The sequence below is a fragment of the Dyadobacter pollutisoli genome (assembly GCF_026625565.1).
GTDB lineage: Bacteria > Bacteroidota > Bacteroidia > Cytophagales > Spirosomataceae > Dyadobacter > Dyadobacter pollutisoli.
Genome location: NZ_CP112998.1, coordinates 6,854,208 through 6,866,965, shown reverse-complemented (window position 1 = coordinate 6,866,965; position 12,758 = coordinate 6,854,208). Strand labels below are relative to the sequence as shown.

General features: G+C 42.0%; 17 protein-coding genes. All 17 read right to left on the bottom strand.

All coding sequences use genetic code 11. The features are described 5' to 3' along the window. Positions 1–268: 268 nt before the first annotated feature. Positions 269–880 (bottom strand): hypothetical protein, encoded by a 612-nt coding sequence (locus tag ON006_RS28535; protein ID WP_244821584.1) that lies wholly within the window; start codon positions 878–880, stop codon positions 269–271. A 90-nt stretch (positions 881–970) separates the two neighbouring features. Further along, positions 971–2,503, bottom strand: coding sequence for a 2,3-bisphosphoglycerate-independent phosphoglycerate mutase (gpmI, locus tag ON006_RS28530; RefSeq protein WP_244821583.1), 1,533 nt, complete (start codon positions 2,501–2,503; stop codon positions 971–973). A 48-nt stretch (positions 2,504–2,551) separates the two neighbouring features. After that, positions 2,552–2,884, bottom strand: a complete 333-nt coding sequence (locus tag ON006_RS28525) for an FtsB family cell division protein (protein WP_244821582.1) — start codon at positions 2,882–2,884, stop codon at positions 2,552–2,554. 57 nt (positions 2,885–2,941) lie between these two features. Beyond that, positions 2,942–4,213 carry a phosphopyruvate hydratase gene (eno, locus tag ON006_RS28520; RefSeq protein ID WP_244821581.1) on the bottom strand — a complete coding sequence of 424 codons (1,272 nt, stop codon included), beginning with the start codon at positions 4,211–4,213 and terminating at the stop codon, positions 2,942–2,944. Positions 4,214–4,472: 259 nt separating this feature from the next. Beyond that, a complete protein-coding gene (carA, locus tag ON006_RS28515) occupies positions 4,473–5,576 on the bottom strand; it encodes a glutamine-hydrolyzing carbamoyl-phosphate synthase small subunit (protein WP_244821580.1) in 1,104 nt (367 codons plus the stop codon). A 149-nt stretch (positions 5,577–5,725) separates the two neighbouring features. Then, positions 5,726–6,286: a 50S ribosomal protein L17 gene (gene rplQ / locus ON006_RS28510; protein WP_244821579.1), complete on the bottom strand. Its 561-nt coding sequence runs from the start codon at positions 6,284–6,286 to the stop codon at positions 5,726–5,728. A 74-nt stretch (positions 6,287–6,360) separates the two neighbouring features. Then, the gene (locus ON006_RS28505; RefSeq protein ID WP_026631251.1) at positions 6,361–7,350 is read right to left on the bottom strand and encodes a DNA-directed RNA polymerase subunit alpha; all 990 of its coding nucleotides are present in this window, start codon (positions 7,348–7,350) and stop codon (positions 6,361–6,363) included. Positions 7,351–7,483: 133 nt separating this feature from the next. Continuing rightward, complete coding sequence (rpsD, locus tag ON006_RS28500) at positions 7,484–8,089, bottom strand: 30S ribosomal protein S4 (RefSeq protein WP_244821578.1); 606 nt, start codon at positions 8,087–8,089, stop codon at positions 7,484–7,486. A gap of 91 nt (positions 8,090–8,180) precedes the next feature. Beyond that, on the bottom strand, positions 8,181–8,576 hold the full coding sequence (rpsK, locus tag ON006_RS28495; RefSeq protein ID WP_015813813.1) for a 30S ribosomal protein S11: 396 nt from the start codon (positions 8,574–8,576) through the stop codon (positions 8,181–8,183). Positions 8,577–8,618: 42 nt separating this feature from the next. Continuing rightward, on the bottom strand, positions 8,619–8,996 hold the full coding sequence (gene rpsM / locus ON006_RS28490) for a 30S ribosomal protein S13 (RefSeq protein ID WP_138480909.1): 378 nt from the start codon (positions 8,994–8,996) through the stop codon (positions 8,619–8,621). A gap of 5 nt (positions 8,997–9,001) precedes the next feature. Further along, the gene (ykgO, locus tag ON006_RS28485; RefSeq protein ID WP_015813811.1) at positions 9,002–9,118 is read right to left on the bottom strand and encodes a type B 50S ribosomal protein L36; all 117 of its coding nucleotides are present in this window, start codon (positions 9,116–9,118) and stop codon (positions 9,002–9,004) included. Between the two features lie 39 nt (positions 9,119–9,157). Then, complete coding sequence (gene infA / locus ON006_RS28480; protein ID WP_015813810.1) at positions 9,158–9,376, bottom strand: translation initiation factor IF-1; 219 nt, start codon at positions 9,374–9,376, stop codon at positions 9,158–9,160. A gap of 12 nt (positions 9,377–9,388) precedes the next feature. Then, positions 9,389–10,186, bottom strand: a complete 798-nt coding sequence (gene map, locus ON006_RS28475) for a type I methionyl aminopeptidase (protein ID WP_244821577.1) — start codon at positions 10,184–10,186, stop codon at positions 9,389–9,391. A gap of 7 nt (positions 10,187–10,193) precedes the next feature. Further along, positions 10,194–11,507, bottom strand: coding sequence for a preprotein translocase subunit SecY (gene secY, locus ON006_RS28470; protein WP_244821576.1), 1,314 nt, complete (start codon positions 11,505–11,507; stop codon positions 10,194–10,196). A gap of 58 nt (positions 11,508–11,565) precedes the next feature. Beyond that, entirely contained in the window at positions 11,566–12,012 is a 447-nt protein-coding gene (gene rplO / locus ON006_RS28465) for a 50S ribosomal protein L15 (protein WP_244821575.1), read from the bottom strand. 14 nt (positions 12,013–12,026) lie between these two features. Next, positions 12,027–12,206, bottom strand: coding sequence for a 50S ribosomal protein L30 (rpmD, locus tag ON006_RS28460; protein ID WP_031528736.1), 180 nt, complete (start codon positions 12,204–12,206; stop codon positions 12,027–12,029). Positions 12,207–12,240: 34 nt separating this feature from the next. Further along, entirely contained in the window at positions 12,241–12,756 is a 516-nt protein-coding gene (gene rpsE, locus ON006_RS28455) for a 30S ribosomal protein S5 (RefSeq protein WP_138480900.1), read from the bottom strand. Positions 12,757–12,758 lie beyond the last annotated feature (2 nt).

The following is a 12,758-nucleotide window of genomic DNA, read 5'->3' as shown; positions in this document are numbered from 1 at the left end:
GGGTCTACATGGTATTGCTTTCAATGCAACCAATTCTGTGCCGAATCGGCTTCCGATGCAATTATGATCACTTCCTAATAATGCGTAAGATTCTCCGTAACAGCAAAAAAGGGCCAAAATGATGACATTTCGATCCTTTCTTGCTTAAAATCTAAGAATTGAAAATTGTGAAGTTGGCAGGAAAAGTAAAAATTGATTTTGGATTTTTGGGTAATGTTTACCCAAAATATGGTGTAACAGTACAACCCAAAGCTATGCAAAAACCCCTCTAAAGTCCTATATTGGCCTTAATATCAAAGGTCTTGCGATCCATAAAGATTAATTGCTGATATCCGTTCACTGAATAAGACGTCAATTCCCAAATATTATCCCCACGCGTGCAGGACAGTTCAATGGTCTTTTCTGACTTATATATCCTGTTGCTGGATTGAAACAAAGCTTTGACATAAATCGGCTGATGAAGACTGCTATCGGTGATGATTTTGAGATATGTGACGGGCAGATCCACATTCGGTTTTAGCCGATACTCGTAAGTCGAAGAGTCCTTTCTTTCAACCATATAACTTTGACGGTAGGAAGGTTTGTTGAGATCTGCCTGAACAAACAGTTCGAGTTCTTTTTTCCAATCAATGTCTTTCGATTCATTGGAAACCGTTTTACCATCCAACCCCACAGTTTTGGAGACGATTGGCTTCTTGTCATTCAGGTATACAATCTGATTCTCGACAAAACTTTTCAGATCAAAATAGAATTTCTCGTCTTTGTTCCGATCTTCTTCATTTTGACAAGCGCTGACAAAGGTGCCGGCCAGGGCCAAAAGAACCAGAAAGAGCTTGTTAATGGAGGTATTCAGGCTATTAGGATAAATATTGTGATGCATTTTACTTGGCTCACCGGAATGATGAATAACAAAAAAACAGAGAGCCCGGTGGGCTCTCTGCAAAATTAACACGTTTTAAACAGGTTAAGTTTACAAAATGCTCGTTCCTGTCATTTCAGCTGGCTGGGGTATTCCCATAAGCTGCAAAATGGTTGGTGCGATATCCGCCAGCTTTCCGTCTTTGATTGGCGTTTGATAGTTGTTGTCAACCAATATACAAGGCACCAGGTTCAATGAGTGCGCTGTATTAGGCGAGCCATCATCATTTCTCATGTAATCCGAGTTTCCATGATCGGCAATGATAATGGATGAATAACCATGGTTCAAGCCGGTCGTAACAACTGCCTCTACACATTGGTCCACAGTTTCACAAGCCTTCACAGCTGCCTCAAAAATACCCGTATGACCCACCATGTCCGGATTAGCAAAATTAAGGCAAACGAAATCTACCTCTTCTTTTTCCAGCTCAGCAACGATTGAATCCCTAAGACAAGGTGCAGACATTTCCGGTTGTAGATCGTATGTCGCCACTTTTGGGGAAGCACAAAGCAACCTGCTTTCTCCTACGAATGTTTTTTCTCTGCCACCAGAGAAAAAGAAAGTCACGTGAGGATATTTCTCTGTTTCAGCAATGCGAATCTGCTTCTTGCCAGCGGATTCCAAAACTTCCCCCAGGGTGTTATTAAGGTTGTCCTTATCAAAAATCACGTCTACACCCTTGAATGTATCATCATAGTTGGTCATGGTGATATAACGAAGGTTCAGTTTGTGCATATTCTGCTCGTGGAAATCCTGTTGTGTCAGCACTTCTGTGATTTCACGTCCACGGTCCGTCCTGAAATTGAAACATAATACCACATCCCCTTCTTCGATCACCGCAACTGGTATTCCTGCTGCGTCGGTAGCGATAATAGGAAGAATAAATTCATCCGTCACGCCTTCTTCGTAAGATGCCTGCACAGTTTTCAAGACATCAGCAGAAGGCACATGCTTGCCCTCGCCATGAACCATGGCATCGTAGGCCAGCTTTACACGCTCCCAACGCTTATCACGATCCATTGCATAGTACCTGCCGGTAATGCTTGCAATCTTACCGGTAGTTTGCGCCATTGAATCTGTCAGGTCCGTCAGGAAACCAAGTCCACTTTTAGGATCACAGTCGCGGCCGTCGGTAAAGGCGTGTACAAACACATTGGAAAGGCCCTTATCCGCAGCTATTTTACAAAGTCCCTTCAAATGATCAATGTGGGAATGTACCCCTCCGTCAGAAACCAGACCTATAAAATGTACCTTTTTGCCGTTTTCCTTGGCGTAATCCAATGCCTTCGTCAAAACCGGCTCCTGCCCCAAAGTACCTTCGGTAACAGCCAGGTTAATTTTAACAAGATCCTGATATACTACGCGTCCGGCGCCGAGGTTGGTGTGGCCTACTTCTGAGTTACCCATTTGTCCGTCAGGAAGGCCTACCGCCAAGCCACTTGCTTCCAGCTTGCTATTAGGATATTTTTGCAAAATACTGTCGTAAAAAGGCGTATTTGCAGCAATGACAGCTGAACGGTTTTCCTCGCCGAATTTGGCGATCCCCCAACCGTCCATGATTATAAGAATTACTTTCTTGTTCAATGTGGTGGAAAATTAAAAATTAAGAATGGTGCTGAGAGGATGATAAGACTATTCCTCTTTTTTACTTTCAACAGGCTGATTGTTTTCGTCAACAATCACGTATACCTCTTCATTGGGCCTGCGCATCATGAATTTCTCGCGCGCCCATTTTTCGAGCATCTTTGGATTTCCAAACACTTCATTGCGTTCCTTTTTCACTTGTCCGATCTTTTCGAGCAGGACGGCTTTTTCCTTTTCCAGGTCTTTCATTTTCATGCGATTGGAAACTACCACCCGCATGTTGTTATTATCAAGGAATAGTATCCACACCAACCACGCAACAAACGTGGCGATATAGAAATTTTTCATCGAATTGAGTGACCAGAATGAGTTGTTTTTCATTTTGAGATACCCTAAAACGAGAACCGGAGCTTATGGCTCCGGTTCTCAATGGAAATATTAGAATTTCAATCCTGGGAAGTATGCGCTTTCGCCAAGCTCTTCTTCGATACGCAGCAATTGGTTGTATTTCGCCATACGGTCAGAACGCGAAGCAGAACCTGTTTTGATCTGTCCTGTGTTCAATGCAACCGCAAGATCCGCGATTGTAGAATCCTCAGTTTCACCTGAACGGTGTGACATAATGCTCTTGTAGCTGTTACGTTTTGCAAGGTTAACAGTGTCAATGGTTTCAGTCAAAGAACCAATTTGGTTTACTTTAACAAGAACTGCATTGGCAATCTGTGATTCAATTCCTTGTTGCAAACGTGTTACGTTTGTTACGAACAAATCATCACCTACCAACTGGCATTTGCTACCAACAGATTCAGTCAAAGTTTTCCAACCAGCCCAGTCATCCTCATCCATACCGTCTTCGATAGAAATGATAGGATATTTAGCAACCCACTGAGTCCAGTAGTCAGCCATTTCAGGCGACGTCAGTTTACGGCCATCTGATTTTTTGAAATGGTACAATCCATTTTCGTAGAATTCAGAAACGGCAGCATCCATAGCAATGAAGATTTCTTCGCCTGGCTTATATCCAGCTTTCTCGATAGCCTGGATTACGATCTCGATAGCCTCTTCGTTGGATTTGATGTTAGGAGCAAAACCACCTTCATCACCTACGTTGGTAGAATATCCTTTGCTTTTCAAAACCGTTTTAAGTGTATGGAACACTTCAACACCCATACGTAGCGCCTGAGAGAATGTATCAGCTTTCGCAGGCATGATCATAAACTCCTGGAAGTCGATAGAGTTATCTGCGTGGCTTCCACCATTCAGAATGTTCATCATCGGAACAGGTAGGGTATTAGCATTCGTACCTCCTACGTAACGGTACAATGGAAGGTTAGCTTCCTGTGCAGCAGCCTTCGCAGCAGCCAGTGACACACCCAAAATTGCATTAGCACCTAACTTGCTTTTGTTAGGAGTACCATCCAATTCCAGCATGATTTTATCGATCAGGTTTTGTTCAAAAACCGAGCAGCCAATCAGTTCAGGGAAAATAATATCATTTACATTTTCAACCGCTTTCAAAACCCCTTTTCCAACATATACGCTCTTGTCATCATCACGAAGTTCAACGGCCTCATGCTTTCCGGTGGAAGCACCAGACGGAACAGCAGCGCGTCCTAAATAACCATTTTCGGTACGAATATCTACTTCTACTGTGGGGTTTCCTCTTGAATCCAGAATTTGTCTTGCATGTACTGATTGAATCGTACTCATTTGCAGCTTGTGGTTTTGATTAAAAAATTGAATATGTTAACGCTACAAAATAACACAAAAAAATTGTCATCCATAAACAGAAGCGCATTTAAACCTAAATTTACATACTCATTTTGCCAATCATTTAATAGGATGTTAACACGCGGTATGATTGCGCCGCTACTTCTTCGGATTGTAACGGTAGATGCTCAGACACAATTGTTTAAAAAAATGTCATATAACAAAAAATCCCTCGGTCGAGGGATTTTTTGTTATATATTTAATTTGCGCTTAGCAAACTGATGAACTCATCAAAAAGGTAGCGCGAATCGTGCGGTCCCGGAGACGCTTCCGGGTGATACTGTACTGAGAAGGCAGGATAATCCTTTCTTCTTATACCTTCAATCGTTTTGTCATTCAAATTAACGTGGGTGATCTCCACATCCGGATGGCTTTCGATCTCGTCGTGGTTGACCGCAAACCCGTGATTTTGAGAAGTTACCTCACACATTCCTGTTATCAGGTTTTTTACAGGGTGGTTCAACCCTCTGTGACCGTGATGCATTTTATATGTGTTGATACCGCTCGAAAGCGCCAGCAATTGATGGCCAAGGCATATCCCAAATAATGGCTTGCTGCTCTTAATCATCTGATTCACATTTTCCACCGCATATAACATCGCCGAAGGATCGCCCGGACCATTGGATATAAAAAATCCATCTGGTTGCCACTCCATTACTTCCTCAAATGGCGTTTTGGCCGGGAAAACTTTGCAATAGCAGCCTCTTGAAGTCAGGTTAGTAAGAATGCTTTTCTTAATACCATAGTCCATTACCGCGATCCGCCATTTACTATCCGCTTCATTTCCTACGAAGTAAGCTTCCTCGGTTGTTACCTGAGAAGATAATTCCAGGCCATCCATTGAAGGGATTTTCTTCAATTCTTCCATCAGCAAAGCTTCATCCAGAATCTCGGATGAGATAATTGCATTCATTACACCTTTCTCTCTCACGTGTCTTACCAGGTGTCTTGTATCGACATTGCTGATACCAACGATATTTGCTCTCTCAAAATACTCCTGCAACGAAAAGTCGGCAGTATCACGCGAGTAGATCTGAGAAAACGTATTGCACACCATTCCCCTGATCTTCACCGAAGCCGATTCCTCCTCATCTTCCAGTTGCACGCCATAGTTCCCAATGTGTGAATTGGTGTTGACGATGATTTGCCCATAGTACGAAGGATCAGTGTAGATTTCCTGATAACCTGTCATTCCGGTATTAAAGCAAATTTCACCGCCAGTTGTTCCATGTATTCCCAAAGCTAGTCCTTTGTATGCTGTTCCGTCTTCAAGCAACAACAGAGCTTCCTTTTTTTGATTCATATATGGTTAAATCTATTTTTTCCGCTTGTAAAGAGGTGCCCTCTTCAATGGTCTATTTAAATTTTCTGCAAAAGTACAGATTTTTACTCATAAAAAAGGGTTAAACGAAACCGTTCAACCCTTTTCCTATATTGATGTTATTACCAAAACTATTCTTTGTCAGTGTTGCCTGGTAATTCGTCTGTTTCCGGAGCTTCATCAACAGCAGGTTCTGATTCTGCAACAATTGGATGATCTGCCTTTTTCACAGGAGCCGCAGAAACTTCTGTTTCTGATCCTTCTGCTTTTTTACCGCCTCTTCTGCTACGACGTGTTTTTGCTGGTTTATCAGCGTTTGCCAATAGAAGAGCGTCATTGAAATCAACTAACTCGATTAAAGCGGTTTCCGCTGCATCACCAAGACGGCTGCCCAATTTGATGATACGGGTATATCCACCCGGACGAGCTGCAATTTTATCTGAAACAACTCCAAAAAGCTCTTTTGTAGACTCTTTGTCATTCAGATAAGAAAAAACTACCCTTCTATTGTGTGTAGAATCTTCTTTTGCACGCGTTAGCAGAGGCTCAACATACTTACGAAGTTCTTTCGCCTTTGCTAATGTTGTTTCAATTCTTTTGTGAAGAATCAAAGAGGAAGCCATGTTAGAAAGCATTGCCTTACGGTGTGATGCTGTTCTTCCTAAATGATTATCTTTCTTACCGTGTCTCATTGTTTTGTTGTTTAGTTGCTTCGAGCTGCGAGTAACTGCGCGCTACAGAATACATACTTATGATGGAATATTAATTAATCCTCGTCCAGGCGATATTTCGCCACGTCCATTCCAAATGTGAGTTGTTTGTCAGCAACAAGTTGCTCCAACTCAGTAAGAGATTTTTTACCAAAATTACGGAACTTCATCATGTCCGAAATTTCCAGCCTTACCAAATCACCAAGAGATTTAACATCTGCCGATTTCAAGCAGTTATATGCACGTACTGAAAGGTCAAGCTCAGACAATGAAGTCTTAAGAAGTTTTCTCATACGCAACATTTCTTCATCCACCTGATTGTCCTCTTCTGCTTTCTGCTTCTCAAACGTCATAGTTTGATCAGAGAACAACATAAAGTGTTGAATCAGAATATTTGCAGCACCTTTCAATGCATCCTCAGGGTGGATAGAACCATCCGTCTGAATGTCAATTAAAAGCCGTTCGTAATCCGTACGTTGCTCAACACGTGTATTTTCAACACTGTATTTAACATTCTTGATAGGTGTGTAGATCGAGTCTACTGCGATATAACCAAATGGCAATTCATTGGCACGTGGCTCGTCAGCAGGTACATATCCTCTTCCTTTGTCCAAAAGAAGCTCCATTTCGAACTCTTTTTGGTCATCAATATGACAAATTACCTGATCTGGGTTCAAAACTTCAAATGCGTTGGTAAACTTGCCAATATCACCGGCAGTAATAACCGATACATTTTTAAGATTTACTACGATTCTGCTTTCGTTCAAATCAGAAACTTTTTTAAAACGAACCATTTTAAGGTTCAGGATGATTTCTGTTACATCCTCAACTATACCTTCGATAGAAGAAAATTCATGAAGTACACCAGGGAACTTCACGCTTGTAATGGCATAACCCTCCAAAGAAGAAAGAAGTATTCTGCGTAACGCATTACCAATGGTCACGCCGTAACCTTTCTCTAAAGGCTTAAACTCAAACAACCCGTGAAAGTCATCTGCTTTTTCCATGACGACCTTATCAGGCATTTGGAAAGCTAATATTGACATAGTCCTTGCTCCTTTTATAGTAGTAAATGATAGTTGATCACGCTACCGTTACCTTTGCGATCGCAAAATTGCCGTTACCGGCTAAAAAAGCACTACCCCGAAAAAACGGGGAGTGCATGTAATATGAAGATTATTATTTAGAATACAATTCAACGATAAGCTGCTCGTTGATGTTCTCCGGAATTTGCTCGCGTTCTGGGAATGTTACAAATTTTCCAGACAATTGCTGGCCATCCCACTCCAACCAGTTAAACCCTTTGGAGCTATGTCCTGCAAGACTGTCGGTAACAGCTTCCAGAGATTTCGATTTCTCACGAACTGTCACGACCTGACCCGGGCGCAATGAATAAGAAGGAATGTTTACAATCTCACCGTCTACCAGAATGTGTTTGTGAGCGACAAGCTGACGAGCAGCACGTCTTGTAGGAGCGATTCCTAAGCGGTAAACTGTATTATCCAAACGGGCTTCACAGTATTTCAAAAGGTTTTCACCTGTGATACCCTCTTTAACTGAAGCTTTTTCAAACAAGTTACGGAACTGTCTTTCAAGTATACCGTAAATAAATTTCACCTTCTGCTTTTCCATCAATTGCAAAGCATACTCCGACTTTTTGGAACGGCGACCCTTTCCGTGAACTCCGGGAGGGTAATTTTTCTTAGCAAGCGCTTTGCTCGGGCCCATAATGGGTTCTCCGTAACGTCTTGCAATCTTTGATTTGGGACCTGTGTAACGTGCCATTAAAACTTATTGTTTACTTTATTAATTAAAAACCATTCAGTAACCCCAGTGTCCAAATTACGAATGGGTATCCTGTTACAGATACTATTTACTATACTCTACGACGCTTTGGAGGACGACATCCATTGTGAGGAAGCGGAGTAATGTCGCGGATCGTCGTTACTTCAATACCAGCATTCTGGATGGTACGGATAGCAGACTCACGACCTGATCCAGGTCCTTTAACAAAAACCTCCGCCTTACGCATTCCCAGGTCAAAAGCAACCTGTGCTGCGCTTTGTGCCGCTGTTTGAGCTGCATAAGGAGTGTTTTTCTTAGAACCACGGAATCCCATTTTACCCGCAGAACCCCAGGAGATAACCTGTCCGTTGCTGTTCGTAATAGAGATTATGATATTATTGAAAGAAGCTTTGATGTGCACCTGGCCAACAGGCTCCACGACAACAACTCTCTTCTTAGCTTTATCTTTTCTTTTATTTTGTGCCATTGCTTAGGGAATAAGTTGTGGATGCAATCCACCGCTCATTGTTTATTTAGTAGCCTTTTTCTTGTTCGCGATCGTTTTGCGTTTACCCTTACGAGTACGTGAGTTGTTCTTCGTTCTTTGTCCACGCAATGGCAATCCCTTACGATGACGAAGACCACGGTAACAAGCAATATCCATCAAGCGTTTAATGCTCAATTGCACTTCTGATTTAAGTGCTCCTTCTACTTTATATTCACCTGCAATAACCGCGCGAATAGCACCAGACTCATCATCTGTCCAGTCAATTACTTTTTTATCTACATCGACTCCTGCTTTGTCCAGAATCTTCTTAGCCGAGCTACGACCAATTCCGAAAATATAAGTCAATGAGATTTCGCCTCTTTTACGGTCGGGAATATCAACTCCTGAAATACGTGCCATAATTATTAACCTTGTCTTTGTTTATACCGTGGGTTCTTCTTGTTAATCACATATACTTTACCCTTACGGCGAATAACCTTGCAGTCCTCACTGCGCTTCTTAACTGATGCTTTGACCTTCATCTGATTAAACTTATGTGTTAATTTAAGGTGATCAACTCCTTACTTATATCTGTAGGTAATTCTTGCCTTAGATAAGTCGTAGGGAGACATTTCTAGTTTTACACGGTCTCCCGGTAATATTTTAATATAGTGCATTCTCATTTTACCTGAAATATGAGCAATCACTTCATGCTTATTTTCTAATACAACACGAAACATTGCGTTTGACAATGCTTCGAGAATTACTCCGTCTTGTTCGATTGATGCTTGTTTTGCCATTCGTAGCGTTTATTACTTTACTTCAACCATAAGGCTGGTGTTGGCCGTCACTTTTTCTATATAATCGAATGTTGTCAGAATTTCGGCTTTACCCTTGCGAACTACCACCGTGTGTTCAAAATGAGCTGAAAACTTCTTATCAGTTGTCCTGATAGTCCATCCGTCTCTTTCCTGCATCACAGTCTTTGTCCCCAGGTTAATCATTGGCTCAATTGCCAAAACCATTCCCTCACGCAGTCTAATACCTTTTCCTCTTTTACCGTAATTTGGAACTTCCGGGCTTTCGTGAAGGTCTCTCCCCACTCCATGGCCAACCAGCTCTCTTACTACACTGTAACCTCTTTGCTCCACGTAGTCTTGGACTGCGAAACCTATATCTCCGATCCGCAAACCATCGATCGCCTGATCTATTCCTTTGTATAAAGACTTTTTCGTAGCAGTTAAAAGGTCCATCACTTGTTTAGACACTTCCCCAACTGGGTAGGTATAAGCACTGTCACTATGGAAACCATTTAACTTAACTCCACAATCAATAGACACGATATCTCCATCCTTCAAAACATAGCTTCCCGGAATTCCGTGAACCACTACTTCATTAACGGATATACAGAGAGAGGCAGGAAACTTATTAAAACCCTTAAAGGAAGGAATTCCTCCGTAGTCACGAATATACTCCTCGGCAACTGCGTCTAGTTTTCCAGTAGTAACACCAGGTTTTACCCAGTTAGCTACCTCAGCGTGCGCTTTTCCAAGAACCTGCGCACTATCCTTAATAAGCTGTATCTCTTCCTCCGTTTTTAAATAAATCATTTCCTGATCAGATAGCCACGCTCTCCGTTCTACCTTTAACTCGTCCTGATTTCATCAAACCTTCATATCTGCGCATCAACAGATAGCTTTCTACTTGTTGCAATGTATCCAAAACAACCCCCACCATAATCAGCAGTGAAGTTCCTCCAAAGAAATGCGCAAAGTCCGTTGAAACTCCCAGTAAACTTGCAAAAGCCGGCAGGGTAGCCACGATAGCTAACATTAGAGAACCCGGGAAGGTAATGCGATCCAAAACAGAGCTAATATATTCAGACGTCTGCTGACCTGGCTTCACACCTGGTATAAACCCACCACCCCGTTTCATGTCATCCGCAATTTGTTGCGGGTTAACTGAAATCGCAGTATAAAAGAATGTGAAAACAATGATCAAAACTGCAAAAAGCAAGTTGTACTGCCATGTAGTATAATTAGCAAAAATCGTAGCTACGTTACTTGCAAAATCACTTTTTTCAGCGAAGTAAGATGCCCCCAGTGATGGGATAAACATCAAAGCCTGCGCAAAAATGATTGGCATCACACCCGCTGCGTTCAGTTTCAAAGGCAAATACTGGCGCTGGCCACCCATAACTCGGTTACCTACCACTTGCTTTGCATACTGTATCGGAATTCTACGAACAGCCTGTGTCAACATCACAGCTCCCATTATCACGAAATACAGTGCAACGATTTCAAGAACAAAAAGCAAAATCCCTCCGCTACCTCTCGAAACGAATTCCTTATAAATAGCACCAGGGAATCGGGAAACAATACCAATCATGATCAGCATTGAAATTCCATTACCAATTCCTTTATCCGTAATTCTTTCTCCCAGCCACATGCAGAACATGGTACCGGCAGTCAGTACGAATACTGAAGAAATGGAGAATAGGCTTCTGGTTACCAACAGGGCCTCATCTGGTACCGTTGTATTCAAGTAAGCAGTTCCTTGCACAAGGGTTACAACAATGGTAAGAACCCTTGTAATCTGGTTTAATTTTTTACGACCGGATTCCCCTTCTTTTTGCATCTTTTGAAAATATGGCAATGCCATAGTTAACAATTGAATCGCAATAGAAGCAGAAATGTAAGGCATGATACCCAACGCAAAAATGGAAGCCTTACTAAAGGCTCCACCCAGAAAGGTATCCAAAAGACCTAACAAGCCTTGGGAAGAAACATTCATTTGGTCGGGCTCAACACCCGGCAACGCTACGTAAGACCCCAAACGGAAGATCGTTATAAACAAAAGAGTGTTGAGAATACGTGTTCTCAACTCCTCAATTGCAAATATGTGTTTTATAGTCTCTAAAAATCGTTTCATCTTGTGGGCTTACATTAGCTGTCCGAATTCAACAACTTGTGTTTGAAGAACAGCAATATTATAGTTTAACCGCTTTACCTCCTACTTTCTCAATAGATTCAACAGCTGACGCTGAGAAACCATGAGCCTGAACCTCAACCGCCGTCGAAATCTCCCCTCTATTCAAGATTTTCACAAGATCTTTTTTAGCACAAAGACCATTCTCACGAATTAATTCAAGGGTTACTACACTCGCACCTGTCTTTTCAGCAAGCGCCTGAATAGCATCCAGATTTAGAGCCTTGTATTCAACTCTATTAATATTGTTAAATCCGAATTTAGGTAACCGTCTTTGAAGTGGCATCTGCCCTCCTTCAAATCCTACCTTCCGGCTATAACCCGAGCGGGATTGAGCTCCTTTGTGTCCACGTGCAGCAGTACCACCTTTTCCGGATCCCTGACCACGTCCAACTCGCTTTCCTACCTTAACGGAACCCGAAGCCGGTTGTAATGAACTAAGATTCATACTATTCGTATATGTTAAATTTCCTCAACTTTAACCAAATGGCTTACCTTGCGAATCATTCCCGCAATAGCATCGCTGTTTTCTTTCTCTACTGATCTGTTCAACTTACCAAGACCTAGCGCCTTAATTGTAAGCTTCTGTCTCTCTGGACGATCAATGGTGCTCTTAACTTGTGTAATACGTACTTTTGACATGATTACTCTCAGATATAGGAAAATCCAATGAGGATTAACCGTTGAATACTTTCTCTAATTTAACGCCACGTTGGAAAGCAACCTGATGCGGAGCCCTCATTTTCAAAAGTGCATCAATTGTAGCTTTGATAACATTATGTGGATTAGAAGATCCCTTGGATTTAGCAAGTACATCCTTGATACCAGCACTTTCAAGTACCGCCCGCATAGGACCACCCGCAAGAACACCAGTACCAGGAGCCGCCGGTTTGATCAATACAAAACCTCCGCTAAATTTACCTTCCATCTCGTGAGGAACAGTATGTTTTAACATTGGAATTTGAATCAGGTTTTTCTTAGCGTCATCAATTCCTTTCGCAATTGCGTCAGTAACTTCATTGGCTTTACCTAAGCCATAACCAACTACTCCGTTTCCGTCACCAACCACAACTATGGCCGAAAAGCTGAAACGACGACCACCTTTTACTACTTTTGCTACCCGATTGATCGCTACAACGCGTTCTTTCAAGTCAGATTCGTTAACCTTTGAAGGTTTTGTATTTGTAGACATAG

Coding starts and splice junctions, on each gene's coding strand:
- ykgO (WP_015813811.1), bottom strand. CDS start 9,118: ATGAAGGTCAAAGCATCAGTTAAGAAGCGCAGTGAGGACTGCAAGGTT.
- rplO (WP_244821575.1), bottom strand. CDS start 12,012: ATGAATCTTAGTTCATTACAACCGGCTTCGGGTTCCGTTAAGGTAGGA.
- rpsM (WP_138480909.1), bottom strand. CDS start 8,996: ATGGCACGTATTTCAGGAGTTGATATTCCCGACCGTAAAAGAGGCGAA.
- ON006_RS28505 (WP_026631251.1), bottom strand. CDS start 7,350: ATGTCAATATTAGCTTTCCAAATGCCTGATAAGGTCGTCATGGAAAAA.
- rplQ (WP_244821579.1), bottom strand. CDS start 6,286: ATGAGACACGGTAAGAAAGATAATCATTTAGGAAGAACAGCATCACAC.
- rpsE (WP_138480900.1), bottom strand. CDS start 12,756: ATGTCTACAAATACAAAACCTTCAAAGGTTAACGAATCTGACTTGAAA.
- carA (WP_244821580.1), bottom strand. CDS start 5,576: ATGAATCAAAAAAAGGAAGCTCTGTTGTTGCTTGAAGACGGAACAGCA.
- ON006_RS28525 (WP_244821582.1), bottom strand. CDS start 2,884: ATGAAAAACAACTCATTCTGGTCACTCAATTCGATGAAAAATTTCTAT.
- eno (WP_244821581.1), bottom strand. CDS start 4,213: ATGAGTACGATTCAATCAGTACATGCAAGACAAATTCTGGATTCAAGA.
- infA (WP_015813810.1), bottom strand. CDS start 9,376: ATGGCAAAACAAGCATCAATCGAACAAGACGGAGTAATTCTCGAAGCA.
- rpsK (WP_015813813.1), bottom strand. CDS start 8,576: ATGGCACAAAATAAAAGAAAAGATAAAGCTAAGAAGAGAGTTGTTGTC.
- rpsD (WP_244821578.1), bottom strand. CDS start 8,089: ATGGCACGTTACACAGGTCCCAAATCAAAGATTGCAAGACGTTACGGA.
- ON006_RS28535 (WP_244821584.1), bottom strand. CDS start 880: ATGCATCACAATATTTATCCTAATAGCCTGAATACCTCCATTAACAAG.
- rpmD (WP_031528736.1), bottom strand. CDS start 12,206: ATGTCAAAAGTACGTATTACACAAGTTAAGAGCACCATTGATCGTCCA.
- map (WP_244821577.1), bottom strand. CDS start 10,186: ATGATTTATTTAAAAACGGAGGAAGAGATACAGCTTATTAAGGATAGT.
- secY (WP_244821576.1), bottom strand. CDS start 11,507: ATGAAACGATTTTTAGAGACTATAAAACACATATTTGCAATTGAGGAG.